Genomic DNA, 24,351 nt, shown 5'->3' with positions numbered 1-24,351 from the left:
TTTCAATCGGTTTTACAAAAACCGATTCTACATATTGTTTAATCATTTATCCCACACATTTTAATGGGATAAATTAAAATCGATTCAGGTGAATAGAGAATTAATCGTTAGATCTAGCACTGACGCAGTCGATTTTGCCTTACTAAAGGATGGAAAACTCATTGAATTGCACAAAGATGAGGACGACAACAACTTTTCCGTCGGTGACATATTCTTGGCTAAGATTAGAAAGCCTGTCACTGGCCTAAATGCGGCATTCGTTAATGTAGGTTATGAAAAAGATGCATTCCTGCACTACCATGACCTAGGCCCACAATTGTCCTCCATGTTGAAATTCATCAAGAAAGTAAGAACGGGAAAGCTAAAAGACTATTCCCTTAAAGATTTTCCATTTGAAAAAGATATAGACAAAAATGGCAGTATTAACGACGTTATTAAGGCCAATCAGTCATTATTGGTACAAATTGTAAAAGAACCCATCTCCACCAAAGGGCCGAGAATCAGCTCCGAGCTTTCCATAGCCGGACGTTATTTGGTCATGGTTCCATTCTCTGACCGCGTTTCCGTATCACAAAAAATAGGAAGCAAGGAAGAAAAGGATAGGCTAATACGACTTGTAAAGAGTATTAAGCCCAAAGGATTTGGCGTAATTATACGTACCGTTGCAGAAGGCAAAAAAGTTGCAGAACTTGACAAAGATCTTCAGAATTTGCACTCCAAATGGATTGCAATGTGCAAGAAATTGCAAAGAGCACCTCATCCATCCAAAGTATTGATAGAGCTCAATAGGGCTTCATCTATCTTACGTGATGTTTTCAACGATTCCTTCACGGGAATACATGTTGATGATGAGACGCTTTACAATCAAATCAAGGATTATTTGCATGAAATCGCACCCCAGAAAGAATCCATCGTAAAACACTATGGAGGTGCTGCCCCAATTTTTGAAAAATTCGGAATTGAGCGTCAGATCAAAACCTCATTTGGCCGTACTGCTTCCATGAGCAAAGGTGCTTACCTTGTTATCGAGCATACCGAAGCGCTTCACGTAATCGACGTGAACAGTGGTAACCGTTCGAACAAGGCAAAGAACCAGGAAGATACCGCTCTGGAAGTAAATCTTTTGGCCGCTACCGAAATCGCGCGACAATTGCGGTTACGTGATATGGGTGGAATCATAGTTATAGATTTTATCGACATGACCAAAGGTGATCACAGAAGAAAATTATATGATCATCTTAGGGAAGAAATGAAGGACGATCGTGCCAAACACAAAATTTTACCCCCAAGTAAATTCGGGTTGGTACAAATTACACGGCAAAGGGTACGTCCCGAGATGAATATCAAAACCAGTGAGGAAGACCCGAACGGCAACGGTGCCGAAGTAGAGGCCCCCATAGTTTTGATCGATAAAATCAACGTGGATTTGGAGCGAATAATGAAGAGCAATATAAAGGACAAGGATATTATTTTGAATATACATCCTTTTATTGCGGCATACCTTACACAAGGATTTCCTTCGCCACGCTTCAAGTGGTTCTTGGAGTACAAGAAATGGATAAAAATCCAACCTAGGGATGCCTACACATACCTTGAATATCGTTTTAAAAATAAAGACGGTAGAACAATTAGGTAACAAAAAGCGACTTCAGCGATGGGGTCGCTTTTTTGTTTTATGGATTTCGGAACAATATGGTATTTTTGATTAACACCATCCATCTTGTGATCATGAAAGCCATTTATTCTTTTCTTTCCGTCCTTTTACTGTTTAGCTGCTCCACAAAAACGCAAAACTCCATTGCTGAATTATTGGTTGATTCACCTTCGATTTCAGGGAAATCCGATTATTTGGAGTCTCCATTTGTAACCGCTGGCAACCGGGTGTATATGGTGGGCCATCAAGATGGTAGTTTCCCAGATCTAGGGTGGCACATAAAGGGTGAAATGGGTGGTATCTGGAACCATCCCATAAAGCTGATGGATGGGTTTGATACCCATTTGATCATTGATGGGGATACATTGCAACTGAATAAGGGCTCAGAATTCGTGAACTTTCCCATGGCCAATAAGCACAGCTTTTCATGGTCTTCCCAAAACATTACGGTTGAAAGATGGCAGTTTGTCCCTGATGACAAACAGGGTATCCTAATTCAATTTATTATCAATAACGATACTGAAGGTGATAAAGACATGGCTTTCAAATTTACTGGACACACTGATCTGAGGCCCACATGGCTTGGCGAACGCACCGAAATGTTCGATGGACCGGATTCAGGATCTTATGAAAATGGTAAATGGATCGTAAAAGATAACTCCAACTCCTGGTACAATATCTTCGGATCTGACCAAAAGCCCGCATCGCATGAATCCCTTCAAAAGGAAAAGGACAAGAATAGCCAATCAAATACTTTGGAATATGCTATAACCGTTCCGTCAAAGTCAAAGGAGGTTTTAAGTTTTGTTATTGCGGGGTCGTATACCTCACAAGAAGATGCCCTAAGTACCTATGACGCCATTCAGCATAATTATCTGGCAATGGCCCAACAAAAAAAGGAACGGTATGAGATGCTCGCAAAGCAGTCCAAGTTGACCATTCCTGACAAAGACCTAGAACAGGCGTTTGAATGGCTAAAATACAATTGCGATTGGTTGGTACGAACAGTTCCAGAAATCGGAACAGGAATAGGCGCAGGTATTCCCGATTACCCATGGTGGTTTGGTGTTGACAGTGAGTATGCCCTAAAAGGATATATGGCCATTGGTCAAAAGGCTATCGTAAATCAGACCATACAGCTGTTGGACAGTGTTTCTATGGCCGTAAATGGAAACGGTAAGATTCTCCATGAAATGTCAACAAACGGCAGCGTTTTTAATGAAGGAAATATTAATGAGACACCTCAATTTGCTTCGTTGATATGGGAAATCTACAAATGGAACGGGGACAAAGAGTTCTTGGAAAAGTATTTCCCAACTGTGGAAAAGGGTCTGACATGGTTGCTGGAGGAGAACGATGGCAACAAAAATCTTTTCCCCGATGGATTTGGCATGATGGAAATCCATGGACTGGACAGTGAAATGATAGATGTCGCGGCTTATACACAAAGAGCCTTTGAAGACGCTGGCAAGATGGCCATGGAGCTCGAAAAACCGGATTTGGCCAATCAATATGAAGCCTTGGCGGGTTTTCTAAAGGAAAAAATAAATACAGAATTGTGGTCGGAAGAATTCAATTCGTATGCCGACTTTTTGGGCACCGATGAACAAGCCATACATCTCATTGAAGATGCCGTTGTCCGAGCAGATACATTGAACAAACCCTGGGCCATCGAAGAGCTTGAAGCCACCAAACAGCAAATCTTGAAAAATCCATCAGAAGTACTAAGACCTTTTGTCCTGCATCACAACTGGGTAGTCAACACTCCTATGGAGATGGGTATTGCAGATTCTTCCAACGCCATATCAGCATTGAATACCGCCAAAAAATTTACAAACCCGTTTGGGGTGTTTGTCACCGGAATAGACCGGGATGATTCCGCTGGCAAGGATTTTGGTTCTTTTAAGGGCAGTAAGGTCTTTTCATATACCGGAGCTGTAATGACGCTGCCCACAGGTGTTCAAGCCATTGCTGAAAACAATTATGGCAGACCTGACGAGGCTTTGGATTATCTACAGCGTATGACACGTACTTTCAGCTATGCTTTTCCTGGGAGCATCTATGAAGTTTCGCCGGATTATGGGATGATGACACAGGCTTGGAATATTTACAGCTATGCCGTTCCTATTGTTCAGCAATTTTTCGGAATACAGCCCATGGCCCAGCAAAAAACAGTGATCATTAAACCACAAATGCCAAGCAGTTGGGAAGAGGGGGCCTCGTTGGAAAACGTAAAAATAGCTGACAATACAATCTCTATCATTTATAACAAGGAACAAATTGCGGTTGAGCAAACAAATTCCGATTGGACCATCCAACTTGAACTTCCCGAAGGTGCTTATGAAGCAATCGAAGGTGAGGTCGAAACCACTTCCAAAGGAGCCAAATCAATTTTTGTAACAACTGACGCAAAAATTGTCGTCAAGAAAAAATAATTGGATAATCTGAATGCAAAGGCAGTCTTCACCCCACAATTACACCTCGGTTCAAGAGGCCCGACAAAAAATGGAGCGCTATTGCGCCTATCAGGACAGATGCCATAAAGAAGTATTGGGAAAATTAAAGGAGATGCGCATGATTCCTGAGGCTATTGACCAAATCATTGCCCATCTTATCCAGGAAAACTATTTAAATGAAGAGCGCTTTGCCAAAAGTTTTGCAAGAGGTAAGTTTTCGATAAAAAAATGGGGGAAAACCCGAATTGTGAACGAGTTGAAGCAACGTCAAATCTCATCATTCAATATAAAGAGTGCGTTAAAGGAGATTGAAGAAGAGGATTATCTGCAAACCCTAAATGAGCTTGCCATTAAACGATTGGCCCAAATCAAGGAATCCAACGTTCAAAAGAGAAAGAAAAAACTGGCTGATTATCTACTCTACCGCGGGTGGGAGAGTCATTTGGTCTATGAAAAACTGAAGGAATTGATTTAAGCGATTACTGTTTCCCAAACAACAAACGATTGGTTCGGGCGATAGCTCTTTCATTTTTCCAATCGATCCATTTTTGGCCTTTCAATTTGCGCATGAGATTATCAAAATGACGCATAAAGAAGATATTGTAGACCGCCATTCCAAAGTTTTTAGGTTTACGAGGAATTGCCCTTAAACTCATCGAAAATCCTGGAGTAACATACTTCATATGATGCCAATAGCCTTCAGGGATATAAAGTACATTTCCGTGTTCCAATTGCGCAACATGTCCCTGGGCATGTTTCAAAGCTGGCCATTTTTGCAAATCCGGGTCAGCGAAATCTATATCCTCCCTGGTAATCAAGGAATGAGGAATTTTGTACAGGAACTTGGTTTCGGATTGGGAAAAAAGGATGCATTGTTTCTTTCCTTCAAAATGAAAATGAAAGATGTTGGCCAAATCAATATCATAGTGCATAAATGTATGGGAATCACTCCCCCCAAAAAAGAGCATGGGCAATCCTTTCATCAAACGAAGTCCGAAATCGGGATATTTAAAATCCTTTTGGAGCTTGGGCACTTCTTTTAAAACGTTCCAGAGAAAAATGCGATACTTGGTAGGTTCTTTTTTCAGTAAATCGATATAGTCCCTCATCTTCATTTTCGCATGGGGCTCATTGAATCCCTCATCATGCTTAACGGGCCTGTCATCATACAGCGGAACCGTTTTATCTCCAGCAATTTCCTTAATATAATCAAGATTCCATTTGGAGTATGCTGGCCAATCCTCAATATAGTGTTCAATGACCACTGGTTTTTGAGGTTTGAAGTATTTGCGAATGAACTCTTTCTTTGAAAGTGTCTTTTCCCTTGGGATTTGTTCAAGATTCAGCTGCAAAATCTCAATGATTTGAACCAACTAAATTAATAAAAGGTTTTTAAACAGGATTTGTAGGCCTATTCTTTAGATACCAGTTTTGATTTTTGTTTGGCTGCTTCGTTTCTCTCAATTTTATGTTCTGGGCGGGACCATTTTGGCTTTTCACCCAAAGATTGAAACTCTGAGTCGTTGGCTTCCACGGTTTTAGGTTGGGAGATTTTTGTAAATGGTTTTTGAGGGTTCAGGCCAAGAAGCTTGAACATCTCCATATCCTCGTTGACATCCGGATTTGGTGTTGTCAACAATTTATCTCCTGCAAAAATGGAATTGGCGCCTGCAAAAAAGCACATGGCTTGACCTTCACGACTCATTTCGGTTCGTCCAGCGGATAACCTCACCTGCGTTTCAGGCATTACAATTCGTGTGGTTGCTACCATCCTAATCATTTCCCAGATGGAAACAGGTTCCATATCTTCCATCGGAGTACCTTCCACAGCCACAAGAGCATTGATAGGTACCGATTCTGGTTGTGGATTAAGCGATGCGAGTGCTACCAACATTCCAGCACGATCTTCCAAAGCCTCTCCCATACCAATGATTCCACCACTGCAAACGGTAACATTGCTCTTACGAACATTGTCAATGGTCTCCAAGCGATCTTCAAAAGCGCGGGTGGAGATTACATCCTTGTAATAATCCTCAGAAGTGTCCAAATTATGGTTATAGGCATAAAGACCCGCTTCTGCCAGCCTTTTGGCCTGGTTTTCTGTCAACATTCCCAAGGTACAGCAGACTTCCATATCCAACTTATTGATGGTGCGCACCATCTCCAATACCTGGTCAAACTCCGGTCCATCCTTTACATTTCGCCATGCAGCTCCCATACACACTCTTGAGCTTCCAGAGGCTTTGGCACGCAATGCCTGGGCTTTTACTTGTTGTACGGTCATTAAATCGTTCCCATCAATTTCGGTATGATATCTGGCTGCCTGTGGACAGTATCCGCAGTCTTCGGGGCAACCTCCTGTTTTAATGGAGAGCAGTGTTGAGACCTGTACCGTATTCGGGTCGTGATGTTGTCTGTGTATTGTGGCTGCATCATACAACAACTCCATCAAGGGTTTGTTATAGATCTCCAATATCTCCTCTTTGGTCCAGTTGTGTCGTACTGTAATCATGAGTCAAATGTAAATCAAATTCAAAAATAGACCTAATTCCTATAACACTGCAATTATATGTGGTTAAAAAGAACAAGGCCATGATATTTGTCATGGCCTTGCACAAGGAATTCAAGCGGGTTATTCAGCTTTTTTGTCTCCTTTTGAATCGGTACTCCCCCTTTTGTCCTTTGATGGGGGCGTTATTTCCTTTCCTTTCAGGTATTCTGGTAATTGCATTCCTGCCATATTAAACATTTCTTGCAATGGAGGAACTGACTTGTACATTCCAGAGATGAAGTTGGCTGTGGAATTTTTACCGTCTTCTGACTTTGCACCGGAATCCCAAACAGTGACCTTATCAATCTTGATATTTTTAATAGCCTCGGCTTGTTTTTCAACCAATTCTGGAAGTTTGTCAGCAATCAATAATAAAACGGCATCCTTAGGATTGTTGCCCGCAGCTTTTACAATCTGATCAAGACCTTCGGCCTGTTTTGTGAGTACCTCAAAGATCCCTTTTGCCTCAGCTTCTGCCTTGAACAAAATTGCATCCGCCTCACCTTTGGCTTTTCTACGAATCATTTCCGCTTCGGCCTCGGCATCTATTTCTACTTTTTGCTTATCAATCTCAGCGGGTACTACAATATCCGCGAGTTGAGAGCTTCTTTCTCTTTCAGCCCTAGCAATTTCAGCATCTTTTTCCGCTGCGTATGATTCCTCCAAAGCCTTTGCGGCCTGCACTTTCTCTGAAGCTATCGCCGTACGTTCTGCTTCTGCTTCTCTTTGTCTTCTCAAGGAATCTGAATTGGCAATGTCGATTTTGGCCACGTTCTCCCCATCTACTGCCTTAGCGTTTGCGGCGGCTACCTGGGTTCGCTCATCTTGCAAAGCATTCGCCTCACCAATGGAACCATCCCTATTCTTCTCTGCTACAGATTTTCGGGCGGCATTTATAGCATGTGCAGCAGCCTCTTTACCCAAAGCTTCAATATAACCGGATTCGTCAACAATATCCGTGATGTTCACGTTGATCAATTTTAGTCCGACTTTCTTCAGTTCGGATTCAACGCTCTGCGAAATATTGGACAGAAACTTGTCCCTATCTGAGTTAATTTCCTCAATATCCATGGAAGCAACCACCAAACGCAACTGACCGAAAATAATTTCCTTGGCCAAATCCTGAACTTCTTGCATCCCCAATCCCAAAAGACGTTCAGCAGCATTTTGCATGACACCCGGTTCCGTTGAGATACCTATGGTAAATCTTGAGGGAACATTGACCCTAATGTTTTGTCTACTTAAGGCATTGGTCAGGTCCACCTCTATCGAGATCGGTGTCAAATCTAAAAACTCATAATCTTGGATCACGGGCCAGATAAAAGCTGCCCCGCCATGAATACATTTGGCCGAGTTTCCAGAGCCTACTTTTCCATATACCACCAATATCCGGTCAGAGGGACATCGTTTGTATCTCCGGATAAAGGAAATGATGATAATGAAAAAGAACAGTATGGCAAAGCCAATCGTCAAGAGCGAAGCTCCTCCGCCCAGTTGTAAGGGAAATAAAAGCATATGGTTATTTATTTAGGAGTTTAACAATCAATATTCCGTTGTCGGTTACTTCATTGACCTTTACCACGTTGCCTTGTTTAAGGTCAACATCCTCATCCGTCAATGCTTCCAACTCTCGAAGTGTCCCCTGCACATTGATACTCACCTTTCCGATACTAGATCTGTTCGCACCAATGGTGAGGTAAACCTCTCCGATTTGATTTAAGGCATTTTTTAATTCCAAGGTTCCACTACTCTGCATCTTGCTCAGATAATAGAATAGTGAGGCCATGGCAAACATCATAAGCAAACCACACACTACGGACACCAAAATGGTTACCCCAGTAGAAAGTCCATTATCTATACATGAAATCCCTGACCATCCGAAAATGGTAAAAAAGCCCATGAGGTTTTTAAACGAGAGAAATTGAAATCCTATTCCACCATCCCCATCAATATCGGCATCTACGTCCCCACTAACATCTTCGACATCTCCCCCAACGAATGTTAGAACAACCAGAATCAAAAGCACGATGGAACCTGCTATAGCAGTAATCCAGTAAACTTTTTCGAACAATGTAAGCGCAGTGAACCATTCTTCCATAATCAACAGTTTTTAGGTTATTATTTAGATGAAAAAGGTAAGACTTTATATGAAATATATGTCTTATTTGGAAAGTAAAATTGAGACCGCGTTACCGCCAAAACCTACAGCGTTGACCATTATCTTCCGAATTGAAGCTGTTTCAACATTTTGTTTCAAAAATGGAGTTTGAACGTAGGTTTGATGTTGTAACATAAGCAGTGCCATTTCTACGCTAAGGATTCCTGATGCTCCGAAGGTGTGACCTACTTTCCATTTATTCGTTGTTAAAAATGGAGATTTGTTACAAAATATTTTTTCTATGGCCGAAACTTCCGATAAATCTCCCTTGACCGTACCTGGTGAATGCAAGACAATAACATCCACTTCATCAGGGCTCATGGTCCCTAAAGCCATTTTCATGGAATCCTGGAAACATTGGGCATCTGAAGAGATTGAAATGTTATGTTCCAAGGGTTCCGTAGCATAACCGATTCCTTGAATCAATCCCAAAGCATTAGGTCTTTCGCCTTTTTCCAGACATGCCATACCAGCTCCTTCGCCAAGGACCATGGTGTTTTGTTTCTTCTTTAGATCGAGTGCCTTACATGGGTATTCCCCTGACTGTTTAGAATAAATTTTTAACGCTTGCATCTGTGCAATGGTAAAGGGCGTTAAGGGTGATTCACTACCTCCAACCAAAAATTTGTTGGTCATTCCACCTTGAATCCAAGCTACTCCATTGAGCATCGCGTGCAGCGCGGTAGAACATGTTATGGAGTGCGATATTTCAGGACCCTTGGTTTTCAAATCATGGGCCACCCATGAAGAGATATTTCCCAAAGTAGTGGTCGGAGACGACAATGTCGAAGATTTTCCACTCTTCAAGTATGCTGCATGATATCGTTCAAAGAGCGATGTAGCTCCTCTTGATGAACCGATGTTAACCCCAAAATTATCAGAACCATCCCAACCCGCTTCTTCAATTGCCTTTCGAGCTGAGTGTATTGCATAGAGCACAGTCTCGTCCAAATCTTTGTACTTGGAATCTGATTTTCTTAGTTTTTGCAAAGAGGATTTAATGTCATCAGACAACTGAGAGCCCCATACTTGCTGTCCACCAATATCGATTTTGGAAAAGGCATGATCAACATCCATATAAGAGTCCCATACTTCTTTGGAGGTACTCCCCAATGCCGAAATAGTGGATAAGGCCGTTATGGAAATGGGTTCTTTGAGCATTTTTAACTAAACAATTTCAATTGCCCCTTCAATGGTTTTATAAATCTGTTGTAGCTGCTCATCTTCAATCACATAGGGAGGGATGGTATAAATTGTATTGCCCAGGGGGCGAAGGTTTACCCCGTTGTCCATAAAATGCTTATAAAGACGGTCTCGCAATTTGCCATAACGGTCCATTTTGGTTTCTATATCCACCGCCAGTATAACTCCCATGGAACGTGCATCCTTTACTTTGGGGTTATTCTTGATTTTTAAGACAAATTCTTTATGTTTTTTGGCAATGTACTCCCTCCTGTCCAAAATGCTGTCTGAAGACAACAATTCAAGCCCTGCCAGTACGGCCGCGCATCCTAAAGGATGGGCGCTAAATGTATGGGCATGAAAAAAGCCTTTAGCCAATTCCTCACTATAAAAAGCATCAAAAACCTCTTGGGAACAACTGGTAATGCTTAACGGGAACATTCCTGCTGTGAGCGCCTTGCTTAAGCACATAATATCAGGTTGTTTCTCCAGTTGATCCGAGGCAAAATTACCGCCAGTTTTACCAAACCCGGTCATAATCTCATCGGCGATACAAAGTATGCCAACCTCCTGACACTTTTTAATAATGCTATCGAGCCCTTTTGCCGAATGGAATTTCATTCCGGCTGCTCCTTGGACTAATGGCTCAAAAATAAATGCCGCACATTTGTTATTCGTCAAAATTGTATCCAACTGGGCCAATACCTGTTCAATATTTTGTTCGTTGGGCGGTGGGATTCGTTCTACTTTCATTAAAAAATCTTCAAAAGGCCCATTGTAGACCGAAAGCCCAGAAGCACTCATCGCCCCAAACGTATCACCATGGAAACCTTCATCAAAAGCTATAATCGTATCCCTTTTATCACCTTTATTAAAGTGATATTGAAGCGTCATTTTTATAGCAGCCTCAACCGCAGTGGAGCCATTATCATTGAAAAATATTTTAGCCTGATTGTCGGGTAAAATTTTCATTAACTCCTCGGAAACCCTTACTGCCGGTTCATGGGTGAATCCACTGAACATGACAAAATCCAATTGCTTCATCTGTTCAGTCATTGCAGCAACAATATCTTCATTGCAATGTCCGTACATGGCCGTATACCATGATGCAATGCCATCGATATAGGTGTTACCTTCCTCATCCAAAAGCAAAGCTCCCTTGGCCCTCACAATGCCCTTGGGCAGATCTGCGGTTTTGTGCTGGGTTAATGGGTGCCAAAGATGCTTTTTATCCCTGTGCGATAATTTTTCCAATGCAACTGGATTAGTCAAACGCTTCAATTTATCTATCTTGCAAAGATGCTAATAAAACACAAAAAACCACTTCCCAACCGTGCTTAAAAAAGCAATTCAATATTTAACGCCAAATTATGCCACCTTAAACTGGAAAACGGTTTTTTTAGTCCTGTTTTTGATAGCTTTCTTCATACGGTTCCCATTCTTTTTTCGGGATTATGTGGACCGCGATGAAAGTACCTTCATCATCATGGCGCAATCCTGGGTTGATGGCCATTTGCCCTACACCCAACTTTGGGACTTGAAACCCCCAATTACCTTTTTGTTCTTTGCGCTGATTATTAAGGCATTTGGTAAAAGTTTTATAGCCATCAGATTGTTTGGTGTTGTTTTGGTGGCCTTAACCGCTTTGTTCACTTATGGTATTGGAAGAAGCATTACCACCAAAAAAGTAAGTTTTTGGTGCGCAGTTTTCTGTGTCTTCCTATTGAGTTTATTTGGAAGCCTACAAGGTGTTATGTCAGAGCATATCTGTACACTGTTCTTTGCCGTTGGGATATACCTTTTGCTACGCAAAGAAAGTTGGGGTTGGTATTTTGTCATTGGGGTTCTCTTTGGGTTATCAGTAATGTCTAAACTAAACATGGCCTATCCCTTATTGGCCTTGGTGATTTTTTTGGTTTGGAACAAATTGGCAAAAAAACAGTTTTGGCACAACTTTCAACGGCTAATGGTAATGGGAACTGGATTTACAACTCTTGTTCTTTTGACCGCAGTTCCCTATTACCTGCAAGGAGAGCTCCTTACCTGGTGGGAGTCCATTTTTGAAGCTCCTCTTGCTTATGCCGGGTCAAAGCAGCATTCACTTCTTAAAACACTTCCCTTTGTTGTCATTGTTGCTGGATTGCTGTATGCAGGATTCAGGTCAAAAGTTGTGGATTTCAAGTCAAGGCCCATTCAACTGCTTACGGCCGTCATTATTGGTATTTTACTTTCGTTCATGCAAACTGGAAAGGTAAATGGACATTATCTGATACAGTTATATCCTTTTATCTTAATTCCCATTGGAATTGCAACCAGCAAACTTCCGCCTATTCAAAAAAAGTATTCAGTTATTATTCCATTCCTTCTCGTTCTTCTTCCTATGGAAACCTATTTGGAATATGCCAATGTAATCTCAAACAAAATGAACAAAGGTTCCTTATTTAATGGAGAGGGCATCGATGTTCCCAATTACATTATTGAAAATAATCTTGAAACGAGGGATATCTTTTTTACCGAGTATCATATCGGATATTGGGTTCTGGGAGAACACCCTCCCACCAAAGCAGCTACCCATCCCAGTAGCATTACCCGAGAGGAGCTTTTTCCCTTCATGAAAAACCCACGGGAAACTGGAATGCAAGAGTTAAGGTATATTATGGAAATAGTTCGACCAAAAACCGTTGTGGCCCGAAAGGGGAAAAGAATATTTGACAAGAAGTTGACCGATTTCAATGATTATATCGATTCCTATCTAATCAACCACTACACCTTGGTCAAAACCATTGACCGGGGCTTGATTTATCAACGGTTAGAATGATTCAAGTGCAGCTTTGAATCGAGTCGCATATTTTTTAATGACTGTTTTGTCAAAGCTCTCTTCCTCATCAATTCTGCCTAAAAAAGTAATTCCTGTTTTTTTGAGTATGATGCTCTCTGTTGTTGGATGCTCATCTCCACTGAAGATAATTCCAATCTGTAGATTTCTTTCTTGAAGTTTTTCGATGGTCAGCAAGGAATGGTTAATACTCCCCAAATAGTGTCTGGACACTACAATGACTTTATCATCGGGTTGAATTATATCAAAAATAGTGTCTTTGTCGTTTAGCGGCACCAACAACCCGCCTGCACCTTCAACAACCAAGTGGTTTTCGGTCTGGGGAGGAATAATTTTATCCAATTCGATGGTTATTCCATCAATCTCCGCCGCCGCATGGGGACTCATGGGAGTGTTCAGTGCATAGCTGTTCTTATGGATAACGGTCTTCCCATTCGAAATCAAATTTTGGATTTTATGGCTATCAGAATTATCCAAATCACCTGCCTGGACCGGTTTCCAATAATCTGCATCGAGCGCTTCCACAACAATGGCGGATGCGACCGTTTTACCAACCTCTGTGGATATTCCTGTGACAAATATTTTCATTGGTGTGGCCTTGTAATAAAATTACATTGCGTACAACGGTACTTTTTAGGTTCAAAAAAGGGGAAAAGTTTATAGAATATGGTATTTCTTAAATAATGTGTTTCAGATTTGCGTTGTCCGCAGTTAGGACACTTAATAAGCACCCCATTTTCATCCACTGCATAATTGCGTACCTCATTGAAAATAGTCTGCGCTCTTTCCCTGTCAGAACTGTACACCTGCAATTTTATACCTCCCAACGCATTGCTGGCAAAAGGTTCTACGCTAACCGTATTTGCATCCTTTAAAACAACTTCTATGCCTTCAGCTTCCAGCCTTCCTTTAATGATCTGAACATCCGCCAAAAATTCAAAACTCCCCAAGGTCACCAAATCTTTACTCATTGTAATCACTTAACATTTGAAGTACGTTCCTAATTTCTTCTTTTGTATTGTACGAATGTAAACAAAATCGCAATCGTTCTTCCCCTTCTTTTACCGTTGGAGATAGTATGGGCCTGACATCAAAACCTTTTCCCTTGAGTTGTTTGGATAATGCTTTTACTTTTTGATTTCCCGGCACTACCAAACAATGGATTGCTGAATCACTATCAATAAAATTTTCCTCAAGTCCCAATGATTGAATCTGTTCTTTAAAGTATTCGATATTGTTCAGGAGTTTTGTGTGTTCCGCTTTTCCGTGATCTTGCAAATATCGATATGCAGTCAAAATTGATGCTATGCTATGGGGTGAAAGTGCAGTGGAGTAAATCAAGCTTCTGGCAAAATTGATAAGGTAAGTTTTTACCTCCCCACTGCATAAAACAGCTGCTCCGTGATTGCCGATTGCCTTACCAAAAGTGATGATTCGGGCAAATACTTTGTTTTCAAGTCCCAATTCACAAATCAAATCTTTTCTATCACCATAAATTCCCGTAGCATGCGCTTCATCAACAATCAGATGACAGTCGTTTTCGGCACAAAGGTTGGCCAATGCTTCCAAATTGGGAGAATCCCCGTCCATAGAAAAAACGGATTCGGTGATGATGTAGATTTCCGACTCGTCACTAAGGTCTTTTTGGCTCCGCTCAATAACTTTCGATAAATCATTTAAATCATTGTGGGCGAACTTATAGCTTTTGGCATTGCTCATTTGAATACCATCACGAATACTGGCATGAACCAATTCATCATAAAATATTATATCCCCACGTCGGGGCACTGAGGAGAAAAAACCAATATTGGCATCGTAACCTGAGTTGAAGACAAGGGCAGCTTCTGCATTATGGTAGTCCGATAGAAAATCCTCCAGTTCTTTATACAACACATGGTTTCCGGTAAGCAATCTTGATCCCGACGATCCATAGGGATTCAAGCTGTGCGCGTCCAAAAGTTTTGCAATGGCATCTGCCAAACTCGGATTTTTGGTCAACCCCAAATAATCGTTGGAAGAAAAATCTACAAGGGATTGCAGTTCGGTAAGTGCCCTCAAGGCATCGTCCTGTCTCCTTTTTTCCAGTTTTCGCTCGAGCTTCTTGGGAAGTTTGGCCATACGACAAATTTAGTATTTACTATCCTTAAACATTATATTCGTCCTTAATAAACCATTGAAAAATGAAAACCCCATTTACTTTTTTTACCCTGATTTTCACCTGGGTAGTTTTAGGTCAAACCAACACGTACAGGATTTCGTTTGAAAATGCCGTACATCACGAAGCTGTCATAGAAGCTAACTTTCCCAATTTGAGCATGGACACCATAGCTTTCCGAATGAGCAGAACATCACCTGGAAGATATGCCCTGCACGAATTTGCAAAAAATGTATACGGATTTAAAGCCACGGATAGCCAAGGAAAGGGCTTAAAAGTGTATAGGCCAAATCCATACGAATGGGAAGTATCAGGCCATGATGGCATGGTCAAAATAAGCTATATTCTTTTTGCCAATCGCGGAGATGGAACCTACTCCCAGATTGATGAGACCCACGCCCATTTGAATATTCCCGCTACATTCATGTATGTACCAGAGTTGGGGAATCGTAAAATTGAGGTTGATTTTGATGTCCGGGAAGATTTGAATTGGAAAGTGGCTACCCAATTACCGCTGGTATCCGGAACCACACATACAGCACCAAACCTGTATTATTTTATGGACAGTCCAACAGAAATTAGCAATTTTACTCTGAAATCTTTTGAGTTGGATGGGCAAACCATACAACTGGCCCTACACCATAACGGGACGGAAGAAGAAGCAGATGAATATTTTGAAAGGGTGAAAAAGACTGTTTTGGAGCAAAAAGAAGTTTATGGAGAACTTCCTAAGTTTGATTATGGCACCTACACCTTTTTGGCATGTTATATTCCGAATGCTTCTGGCGATGGTATGGAACATCGCAATTCTACAATTTTAACAACAACTCGAAGTTTGGCAGATGGAGGAATGACACGCAACATTGGAACCGTTTCCCACGAGTTTTTCCATGCTTGGAATGTTGAACGCATCCGACCAAAAAGTTTGGAGCCCTTCGATTTTGAAGCTGCCGACATGAGTGGTGCCCTATGGTTTGCCGAGGGGTTTACCAGCTACTACACCAACTTAATTCTATGTCGAGCAGGACTTATTTCTCCAAAAGAATATATTGAAGGACTTACAGGCACCTTCAACTACGTTTGGACTTCTCCAGCTCGTAGATTCTTTAATCCTATTGAAATGAGTTATCAAGCTCCCTTTGTGGATGCCGCAACAACCGTGGATCCCGTAAACCGAGAAAATACGTTCATCTCGTATTATTCCTATGGCAGTGTTTTGGGGTTGGCGTTAGATCTCTCGCTAAGACAAAAAGGACTCAATCTTGATGATTACATGAAATTGGTCTGGCAGCGTCAAGGAAAAAAGGAAATCCCATATACCATTGAAAATTTACATATGCTACTGAACGAATATGCCGGTAAATCCTTCGGAGATAATTTTTTCAATGCATTCATTTACCAAAGTGGCATGCCTGATTACGCTTCGCTTTTCGAATCTGTTGGAGTACAGTTAGCTCAAAATGGTGCTAATCCATATTTCGGTGCTTACGTGTCTCCTAATGAGGACAATACTTCAGTAATCATAGGTGCAAATCCAAAAATAGGAAGTCCCGCCTATAAAGCTGGATTAACAAAAGGGGACGCTATTGCAACTGTTAATGACATTCCATTAGTCGGTGGACAGACATTTACAGATTACTTAAAGCAATTTACATTGGGTGACTCCCTGAAGGTTAACTTTTCCCGATTTGGAAGTCCAAAGACAACCGACATGATTTTAGAGCCCAGTCCGAATTATGCCATAATTCTGATGGAAGATACGACGCTACAACCTTCGGTTGACATGTTAAAAAAGCGGAACAAGTGGCTCAAGAGCGAATAGATGATACATTTTACGCAGGCTACAACCATTGATCATCTTGAGCAGATTCTTGAGCTGCAGCAACAAAATCTTCCCAAGAATCTTACCGCGAAGGAAAAGGAACGGGAGGGTTTTTTAACTGTGGAACATTCCCTGTCGATTCTAAAGGAAATGAATGATGAATGCGGGCACATCATCGCGTTGGACGAAGAAAAAGTAGTCGCCTATGCCCTTTGCATGCATCCCAAATTTGCGGAAAGCATTGAGGTGCTGAAGCCCATGTTCCATGAAATCAACAAAGTTGTCAAGAATAATGGCAATTACATGGTTATGGGACAGATTTGCGTGGCTAAAACGCACCGGGGCAAAGGTCTGTTCCGAAGGCTTTACAAAACCATGAAGGAAAAGTTACCCCGTGGTTTTGATTCCATCATAACTGAGGTTGATGCCAAAAACCAAAGGTCAGTCAATGCCCATAAAGCTGTTGGGTTCTCTGAATTAAAAAAGTACAGTTCGGATGGGAAGGATTGGCTTCTAATTACCCTAAAATAAAAAAGCCGGTCACTTCGACTACGCTCAGTGACCGGCTTTGTAAATCATTATTGGCTTTTCTAATCTGCCAATACAATAACTTTATTATCCTTCATTTCAATGGTGCCGCTCGAAATGGACAAAACTGTTTCTCCATTTGGTCCTTTGGAGAATTTGTTTTGAAAATCCTCCTCAATGGTGATATCACCCTGCACTTTTACATCCCCTTCTTGTAGCAAAGAAACTATAGGTGCGTGGTTCTGCAACATTTGAAATTCGCCATTAATGCCAGGAACGGTAACCGAGGTTACTTCTCCTGCAAACAAAGTGGCTTCTGGTGATACAATTTCTAAATACATATTTTTAAAAATTTCAATCTTCAAATTCCAACTTACCTTTTTTGGTTTTTGGTGCTTGAAATTTGTAGTTTATCGAGTAACGCTCGATTACGCCTCAGCCAACATTTTCTCTCCAGCCTCAATAGCATCTTGAATGCTTCCCTTAAGGTTGAAGGCTGATTCTGGCAGGTGATCTAGTTCACCGTCCATGATCATGTTGAATCCTTTGATGGTATCCTTAATATCAACCAATACCCCAGGGATACCGGTAAACTGCTCAGCAACATGGAAAGGTTGCGACAAGAAACGCTGAACCCTTCTTGCTCTACCTACAGCCAATTTATCCTCTTCTGAAAGTTCTTCCATACCAAGGATGGCAATAATATCTTGAAGTTCTTTATAGCGTTGCAACAACTCTTTTACCCGTTGTGCACATTCGTAATGATCTTTTCCTAAGATTTCAGGAGTCAAAATCCTTGAAGTAGAATCCAAAGGATCCACAGCAGGATAAATACCCAACTCAGCAATCTTACGTGAAAGTACCGTTGTTGCATCCAAGTGGGCAAATGTTGTAGCAGGGGCAGGATCCGTTAAGTCATCCGCAGGAACGTAAACCGCCTGCACCGATGTAATGGAACCTCTCTTTGTAGATGTAATTCTTTCCTGCATCGCACCCATCTCCGTTGCCAAAGTAGGTTGGTAACCTACCGCTGAAGGCATACGTCCAAGAAGTGCGGATACCTCAGAACCAGCTTGTGTAAAACGGAAGATGTTATCCACGAAGAAAAGTACATCCTTTCCTTGCCCGTCTCCAGCTCCATCACGGAAATATTCTGCAATGGTCAATCCAGAAAGGGCCACCCTTGCACGAGCACCAGGAGGTTCGTTCATCTGTCCGAAAACGAAAGTCGCTTTCGATTCTTTCATTGCTTTTTTATCTACTTTGGACAAATCCCATCCACCTTCTTCCATAGAGTGCAAGAAATCGTCTCCGTATTTGATAATACCGGACTCCAACATCTCACGAAGCAAATCGTTTCCTTCACGCGTTCTTTCACCAACACCAGCAAATACAGAAAGACCACCGTGTCCTTTTGCAATGTTGTTGATCAATTCCTGAATCAATACGGTTTTACCAACACCTGCACCTCCAAACAATCCAATTTTACCACCTTTTGCGTATGGTTCGATCAAATCGATAACCTTGATTCCAGTAAACAATACTTCAGTAGAAGTTGAAAGGTCTTCAAATTTTGGGGCCTCTCTATGGATTGGCAATCCATTATCTCCAGTTTTTGGCAAATCTTCCAAACCATCGATAGCGTCTCCAATTACGTTGAAAAGTCGTCCGTAAACATCTTCCCCGATTGGCATTTGAATTGCATTTCCTGTGGCAATGGCCTCAACTCCCCTACTCAAACCATCGGTTGAATCCATTGAAATGGTTCTTACCGTATTCTCTCCAATATGTGATTGAACTTCCAAAACCAATTTGGATCCATCGGCTTTGTTGATTTCAAGGGAATCATAAATTTTTGGGATTTCAGTTCCCGACTCAAATTCAACATCGATGACCGGGCCAATAATCTGTGCAACCTTACCTGTAACTTTAGACATTACTGTGTTTATTTTTAATTGTATACGTGAGGAAAAAACTGCTTTTTTTCCGGCTGCAAAGATATACTATTCCATTTGTAATAAGAAACTTAAAATTTGTTTTTTTAGCAACAAAAAAAGCACCGAAAATTTCGGCGCTTTTTGAATATCTGATTACTTCCTTTTTATGGATTAATTGTCCAAGAAACATAATAAATGGACCCAATATTACCGGTACCAACAGCAGTAAAGTACTCATCACCCAAAATATTGGAACCACCAGCCTTGAACACTGACTTTATACTTGGAACGGTATAATTGATTTGTGCGTCCAAAACGGTATAGGCAGGCACATCGCCATCGGCAAATGAAGCTTCCCAGAAATAACTATCGCTCCATCTGTAGTTTACATTGAAGCCAAAGTTTTTGAAAAGCTCGGTGTTTCCAAAAGAAGCCTTCACCTTATGCTTTGGCGTATTGAAGTTTGTTCTAAAGTCAGGGAACCTTGCTTCGTCAAAATCCAACTCTGCATAGGTATAGTTAACACCCAAATCGAAATCACCAATTTTGGTGTCCACACCAATGGTACCTCCGTAAGAATTAATGTCCGTTGTTGAATTGGTATAGGTTTGATAGGGCTGTCTATCCCCGTTTTGAAGTGCAAGTAATGAAAGTCCTCCATCTCCTGCGGTTCCATAAAATGGCACCAATACGGTTACGTTCGCTATGAAATCTTTGTAGCTATTGTAGTATCCACTTAAATCAATAGTGAATTTCCCAATCTGACCTCTATACCCAGCTTCCAAGGCCGTGATTTCTTCAGGTTTGATTATTGAGGTATTGACAGCTTCAGGAGCTCCACTAAGAACTGAGCTCAAGGAATAAGCATTTTCATAAGCAGCTCTACCAACTATTTCCACTGTAGATTGACCAATTACTCCCTGGCCACTTTGACTGACATTAAAGGTTCTAACATCCCTATCCAAATTGGCAGGAGCAGAACCAACCAAAATAGCGGAACCTGCATTCAATCCAATAAATAAATCTTGGGTAGTTGGATTTCTAAAACCTTGCTGAGCAGATATCCTTAAATTATGATTTCTGTTTTCCCCGGCTGTGTACCCGAATGAAACCCTTGGGGAAACAAAACCATCAAAGAACTCGTTTTTATCATAACGGGCGGAACCCGTGAACTTTAATCGATCATCCAAAAACTTCTTTTGAAGCTGGACATAAGCGCCGTATTCATCGTACTTGATTGGGCCATCAAGATCTGTAAAGATTGTTCCCCCCGAATTCAACTCGTATTGTCTGTACGATCCTCCAATCTGTAAATCAGCCCAATCATCAATCAAATGTGCCAAATTGTAATTTCCATTAATATGACGGAATTTGGTATTGTCAATAAACTTTGAGCCAGTAGTTAGGTCACCATCATTGGTCACCGTATTGAATGCGCTTTGGAAAGCTGGAGTTCCGGGAATCAATCGTCCTGTATCAGCTGCTTGTCTTGCCGCTGCATGGGCTGCAACAGAAGCTTGCTCTCTTGTTAATCCTCCTTGCTGAATACCCCCTAAGAATGTAGGAATATAGGTTGCAGCATAATCAGTAAACCACGGTACATCATCTTTCCACGCTCTATTTATGTTAATGGCGGTAAATCGAGTATCGTAAGAATCCCCGGCATTCTCAGTGGTAATATAACCTCTTAGGAAAAAGTTCTTATTTCTAAACTCAATTTTGTGTTGTTGAAGGATGAAATTCTTTACCGAATACCTGTTTGCTCCTTGATAAATGGTATTTCCTCGTCCTACCCTTCCATTATATATGATTTCGAAGTCATCAGCGAAAGGTCTGTAAAAAATTGAAAAATCTGTCTTTACACTTTCTGCATCGTAATCCAACAAATCACTTTCCGCATAGCCCGTTCTTGAAACCTGGGCACTTCCTACAGTACCGGCAGGAAGTCCAGCGGCGGCATCAAAATTCAGCAAAGTCGAAACCTCGTCACCATATATGTTCAACCCATTATAGTTAGGGTCTGTTCTATCGGCTCCAAGATTGGAAAAGTCCGTGGTATTTACCGCATGCCAATCCTCACCTTTTAAATAGGACAGATTTGCCTTTATTGCAAGTTTATCACTAAAGGCGTGGGCAACCCTAATTCCTAAGTCGTAATAATTGTTATCTCCAGCTGCGTCTTGGGAAGTTATCCCAGTTTTTCCATAGGCACTGATACCCTGAAAGTCAAAGGGGCTTTTACTGTTCATAAACAAAATCCCGTTGAAAGCGCCCGCACCATATAATGCCGATGAAGCTCCAGGTAGAATCTCAATACTTTGAACTTCCAATTCTGACATACCCACCAAGTTTCCTAAAACGAAGTTCAGACCGGGTGCGGAGTTGTCCATTCCATCAACCAATTGCAAAAATCTATTGTTCGCAAAGGTGGCAAAACCCCTAGTGTTGATTGACTGAAAGGTCAAACTATTTGTATTGATATCAACTCCTTTAAGGTTTTGTAGTCCGCCATAGAATGATTCAGCGGTTGTATTTTTTATTTCCCTTAACCCGAATCTCTCAACAGAAACGGGAGATTCAAAGATCCGTTCTGGTGTTCTAGAAGCTGAGATAACTATTTCATCCAACAGTGTTGATGCTTCAGAAAGGGTTATGGAAAGCGTTTGATTATTGGAAGTCACATTGGTCAGGAAATCGGAAAATCCTATAGCCGTAACTCGTAGTTGAAAGGGTGGTTGTTCAGAAGTATTAAAGGTAAAGTTTCCATCAAAATCAGTAGTGGTTCCTTCTGCCTTTCCTACCAAGACCACATTGGCCCCTGGTATTGGTTCGTTATTTTCGTCAACTACTTTTCCCTGTACTGTGGTCTGTGCATAAGAGATAACACCAAACAGCATGAGGGAAATTATCATTAATCTTCTCATCAGTTTTGAATTTGAGTTAATTAGTTTAAAGATCTGCTAAGTATTGGAGTCGGAAGATACATTTTTTTTCATTTGGTTACCACAAAATTGAAAAAAATTATGCATGCATAGTAATTTTTTGGTAAAAAAACCATCGTTTCGCTATGGTTTTAACAAAAAAAGCATCGAAATCGATGCTTTTTCCATATTTTATTGATTATACCAAGTCACTCCACGGTAACCGATTTTGCCAGGTTACGAGGTTGATCAACATTACAACCACGCATCACTGCGATGTGATATGACAACAATTGTAAAGGGATTGTCGTCAATAATGGAGATAGACTTTCTGATGTTTCAGGAACTTCGATAACATGATCTGCAAGCTCTTTTACGGTAACATCCCCTTCGGTAACAATTGCTATGATTTTACCACTCCTAGATTTTATCTCTTGGATATTGCTCACGACCTTTTCATAATGTCCCTTTTTGGTAGCAATAACAATCACAGGCATTTGTTCATCAATCAGGGCAATCGGTCCATGTTTCATTTCGGCAGCTGGGTAACCTTCCGCATGAATGTAACTGATTTCCTTAAGTTTCAATGCACCCTCCAGGGCAACCGGAAAATTATATCCCCGACCTAAATAAAGACAATTTGAAGAATCCTTATAGATATTTGAAATATCTTCTACAACCTGATTGGACTCCAACATTTTTTCAACTTTGGAAGGAACACTTTCCAGCTCTGTCAAATACTCATGATATTTAGACTCCGAGAGCATTCCTTTTTCATGGGCCAATTTCAAGGCAATAAGCGTCAGGACAGTAATCTGTGTTGTAAATGCCTTTGTTGAGGCTACTCCAATCTCGGGCCCAGCGTGTGTATAGGCCCCGGCATGAGTTTCTCTTGCAATGGAAGATCCGACCACATTGCACACTCCAAACACAAAAGCTCCTTTTTCTTTGGCCAATTTAATAGCCGCCAAAGTATCCGCTGTTTCACCAGACTGTGATATGGCTATCAAAACATCATTTTCGGTGATAACCGGATTTCGATATCTGAATTCGGAAGCATACTCCACTTCCACTGGTATCCGCGCCAAATCCTCAAAAATGTACTCTGCAACGAGGCCGGCGTGCCAAGAAGTACCACAAGCCACGATAATGATTCTGTTCGCATTCAGGAATTTCTCCAAGTTTTGGTCAATTCCAGCCATCTTGATAATTCCCTGATCTGCCAACAATCGACCTCGGTAGGTATCTAAAATTGCCCTTGGTTGTTCGTAAATTTCCTTGAGCATGAAGTGATCATACCCTCCTTTTTCAATTTCCTCAAGGTTCAATTGAAGCTCAAGAATATTGGGATATGCTATGGCGTCGTCCTTAATCTTGCGAAGTTTGATTTCCTTACCAATGCGCACTATGGCCATTTCCTCATCTTCAAGATACACCGCATTATTGGTGAACTCGATAAATGGTGAGGCATCTGACGCTATAAAATACTCATTTTCTCCGATTCCAATAGCTAAGGGACTACCCAATTTGGCAACAACAATCTCATCGGGCTTGTTCTTGTCAAAAACAGCAATCGCATAAGCTCCCACAACTTGGTTCAGAGCTATTTGAACAGCTTGCCCCAGTTTTACACCTTCCTTCTTTTTTACTTCTTCAATAAGATTCACCAGGACCTCTGTATCAGTATCTGATTCGAAGGTATATCCCCGTTCTATAAGCGCCTTTTTTATGGCCTCATAGTTTTCGATGATTCCATTATGGATAATCACCAAATCTCCTGAGTTGGAGTAATGCGGATGGGAATTGGTATCGTTTGGAACTCCATGGGTGGCCCAACGGGTATGACCAAGTCCTAATTTCCCTTTGATGTCAATTGTGGCTTCCGATTTCTTCTTTAAATCCTCTACCTTGCCCTTGGTCTTGGAAAGATGGGTCTGCTCACCGTCGAACAATACAATACCTGCACTGTCGTAGCCCCGGTATTCAAGACGTTGTAATCCTTTTATAATGATCGGATAAGCATCCCTGTGACCAATATATCCAACGATTCCACACATAAGAATAGTTTTAAGTAGTTATAATAGTTTGAGTTATGTGCAAATTTAGTATTACAATTGGGATATTTAGTATCACAATCGGTTCTAAAGCAAA

At 41.2% G+C, this 24,351-nt stretch carries 19 protein-coding genes; 6 read left to right on the top strand and 13 right to left on the bottom strand.

All coding sequences use genetic code 11. The features are described 5' to 3' along the window. The first annotated feature begins 88 nt into the window (after positions 1-88). The 3 genes from ACULLH_RS03435 to ACULLH_RS03425 all read left to right on the top strand — a co-directional run bounded on the left by ACULLH_RS03435 (position 89) and on the right by ACULLH_RS03425 (position 4,585). Positions 89-1,636, top strand: a complete 1,548-nt coding sequence (locus ACULLH_RS03435; protein ID WP_454087326.1) for an Rne/Rng family ribonuclease — start codon at positions 89-91, stop codon at positions 1,634-1,636. Between the two features lie 92 nt (positions 1,637-1,728). Continuing rightward, positions 1,729-4,089, top strand: coding sequence for an alpha-L-rhamnosidase-related protein (locus ACULLH_RS03430; protein ID WP_454087325.1), 2,361 nt, complete (start codon positions 1,729-1,731; stop codon positions 4,087-4,089). A 13-nt stretch (positions 4,090-4,102) separates the two neighbouring features. Next, on the top strand, positions 4,103-4,585 hold the full coding sequence (locus tag ACULLH_RS03425) for a regulatory protein RecX (protein ID WP_454087324.1): 483 nt from the start codon (positions 4,103-4,105) through the stop codon (positions 4,583-4,585). A gap of 4 nt (positions 4,586-4,589) precedes the next feature. On the opposite strand, the gene ACULLH_RS03420 is transcribed toward ACULLH_RS03425, so the two are convergent. The 6 genes from ACULLH_RS03420 to bioA form a co-directional block, all read right to left on the bottom strand. Next, positions 4,590-5,462, bottom strand: coding sequence for a cupin-like domain-containing protein (locus ACULLH_RS03420; RefSeq protein WP_454087323.1), 873 nt, complete (start codon positions 5,460-5,462; stop codon positions 4,590-4,592). Positions 5,463-5,521: 59 nt separating this feature from the next. Beyond that, positions 5,522-6,622: a biotin synthase BioB gene (bioB, locus tag ACULLH_RS03415; RefSeq protein ID WP_454087322.1), complete on the bottom strand. Its 1,101-nt coding sequence runs from the start codon at positions 6,620-6,622 to the stop codon at positions 5,522-5,524. 120 nt (positions 6,623-6,742) lie between these two features. After that, entirely contained in the window at positions 6,743-8,176 is a 1,434-nt protein-coding gene (locus tag ACULLH_RS03410; RefSeq protein ID WP_454087321.1) for a flotillin family protein, read from the bottom strand. A 4-nt stretch (positions 8,177-8,180) separates the two neighbouring features. Next, positions 8,181-8,759 (bottom strand): hypothetical protein, encoded by a 579-nt coding sequence (locus ACULLH_RS03405; RefSeq protein WP_454087320.1) that lies wholly within the window; start codon positions 8,757-8,759, stop codon positions 8,181-8,183. 63 nt (positions 8,760-8,822) lie between these two features. Further along, positions 8,823-9,980 (bottom strand): beta-ketoacyl synthase N-terminal-like domain-containing protein, encoded by a 1,158-nt coding sequence (locus tag ACULLH_RS03400; protein WP_454087319.1) that lies wholly within the window; start codon positions 9,978-9,980, stop codon positions 8,823-8,825. A gap of 6 nt (positions 9,981-9,986) precedes the next feature. Next, positions 9,987-11,282 carry an adenosylmethionine--8-amino-7-oxononanoate transaminase gene (gene bioA / locus ACULLH_RS03395; protein WP_454087318.1) on the bottom strand — a complete coding sequence of 432 codons (1,296 nt, stop codon included), beginning with the start codon at positions 11,280-11,282 and terminating at the stop codon, positions 9,987-9,989. A gap of 52 nt (positions 11,283-11,334) precedes the next feature. Between bioA and ACULLH_RS03390 the strand changes: the two genes are divergently transcribed. Next, on the top strand, positions 11,335-12,819 hold the full coding sequence (locus ACULLH_RS03390; protein ID WP_454087317.1) for an ArnT family glycosyltransferase: 1,485 nt from the start codon (positions 11,335-11,337) through the stop codon (positions 12,817-12,819). Here ACULLH_RS03390 and bioD read toward each other — a convergent pair. From bioD to ACULLH_RS03375, 3 genes are read right to left on the bottom strand one after another with little or no spacing between them, the layout of a single operon-like run. Beyond that, a complete protein-coding gene (bioD, locus tag ACULLH_RS03385) occupies positions 12,811-13,425 on the bottom strand; it encodes a dethiobiotin synthase (protein WP_454087316.1) in 615 nt (204 codons plus the stop codon). The genes ACULLH_RS03390 and bioD overlap by 9 nt on opposite strands. Then, positions 13,422-13,808 (bottom strand): putative signal transducing protein, encoded by a 387-nt coding sequence (locus ACULLH_RS03380; RefSeq protein ID WP_454087315.1) that lies wholly within the window; start codon positions 13,806-13,808, stop codon positions 13,422-13,424. The genes bioD and ACULLH_RS03380 overlap by 4 nt, the downstream gene beginning before the upstream one ends. After that, positions 13,801-14,955 (bottom strand): aminotransferase class I/II-fold pyridoxal phosphate-dependent enzyme, encoded by a 1,155-nt coding sequence (locus ACULLH_RS03375; protein ID WP_454087314.1) that lies wholly within the window; start codon positions 14,953-14,955, stop codon positions 13,801-13,803. Before ACULLH_RS03375 ends, ACULLH_RS03380 begins: the two co-directional genes overlap by 8 nt. A 62-nt stretch (positions 14,956-15,017) precedes the next feature. Here ACULLH_RS03375 and ACULLH_RS03370 point away from each other — a divergent pair, with 62 nt between their 5' ends. Together ACULLH_RS03370 and ACULLH_RS03365 are read left to right on the top strand one after the other, a co-directional pair. Further along, complete coding sequence (locus ACULLH_RS03370) at positions 15,018-16,814, top strand: M61 family metallopeptidase (RefSeq protein WP_454087313.1); 1,797 nt, start codon at positions 15,018-15,020, stop codon at positions 16,812-16,814. Beyond that, positions 16,815-17,345, top strand: coding sequence for an N-acetyltransferase family protein (locus tag ACULLH_RS03365; RefSeq protein ID WP_454087312.1), 531 nt, complete (start codon positions 16,815-16,817; stop codon positions 17,343-17,345). Between the two features lie 59 nt (positions 17,346-17,404). Here the strand turns inward: ACULLH_RS03365 and ACULLH_RS03360 are convergent, their stop codons facing one another. From ACULLH_RS03360 to glmS, 4 genes are all read right to left on the bottom strand, one after another. Then, positions 17,405-17,683, bottom strand: coding sequence for a F0F1 ATP synthase subunit epsilon (locus ACULLH_RS03360; RefSeq protein ID WP_136466640.1), 279 nt, complete (start codon positions 17,681-17,683; stop codon positions 17,405-17,407). Positions 17,684-17,770: 87 nt separating this feature from the next. After that, complete coding sequence (gene atpD, locus ACULLH_RS03355; protein ID WP_454087311.1) at positions 17,771-19,279, bottom strand: F0F1 ATP synthase subunit beta; 1,509 nt, start codon at positions 19,277-19,279, stop codon at positions 17,771-17,773. A 164-nt stretch (positions 19,280-19,443) separates the two neighbouring features. Continuing rightward, positions 19,444-22,203, bottom strand: a complete 2,760-nt coding sequence (locus ACULLH_RS03350; protein ID WP_454087310.1) for a TonB-dependent receptor — start codon at positions 22,201-22,203, stop codon at positions 19,444-19,446. 206 nt (positions 22,204-22,409) lie between these two features. Beyond that, positions 22,410-24,257 carry a glutamine--fructose-6-phosphate transaminase (isomerizing) gene (gene glmS, locus ACULLH_RS03345; RefSeq protein ID WP_454087309.1) on the bottom strand — a complete coding sequence of 616 codons (1,848 nt, stop codon included), beginning with the start codon at positions 24,255-24,257 and terminating at the stop codon, positions 22,410-22,412. Positions 24,258-24,351: the final 94 nt, after the last annotated feature.

Source organism: Flagellimonas sp. 2504JD4-2, from assembly GCF_053642935.1.
The sequence above is the reverse complement of the archived record's forward strand: the minus strand, read 5'-3'. Positions and strand labels throughout refer to the sequence as shown.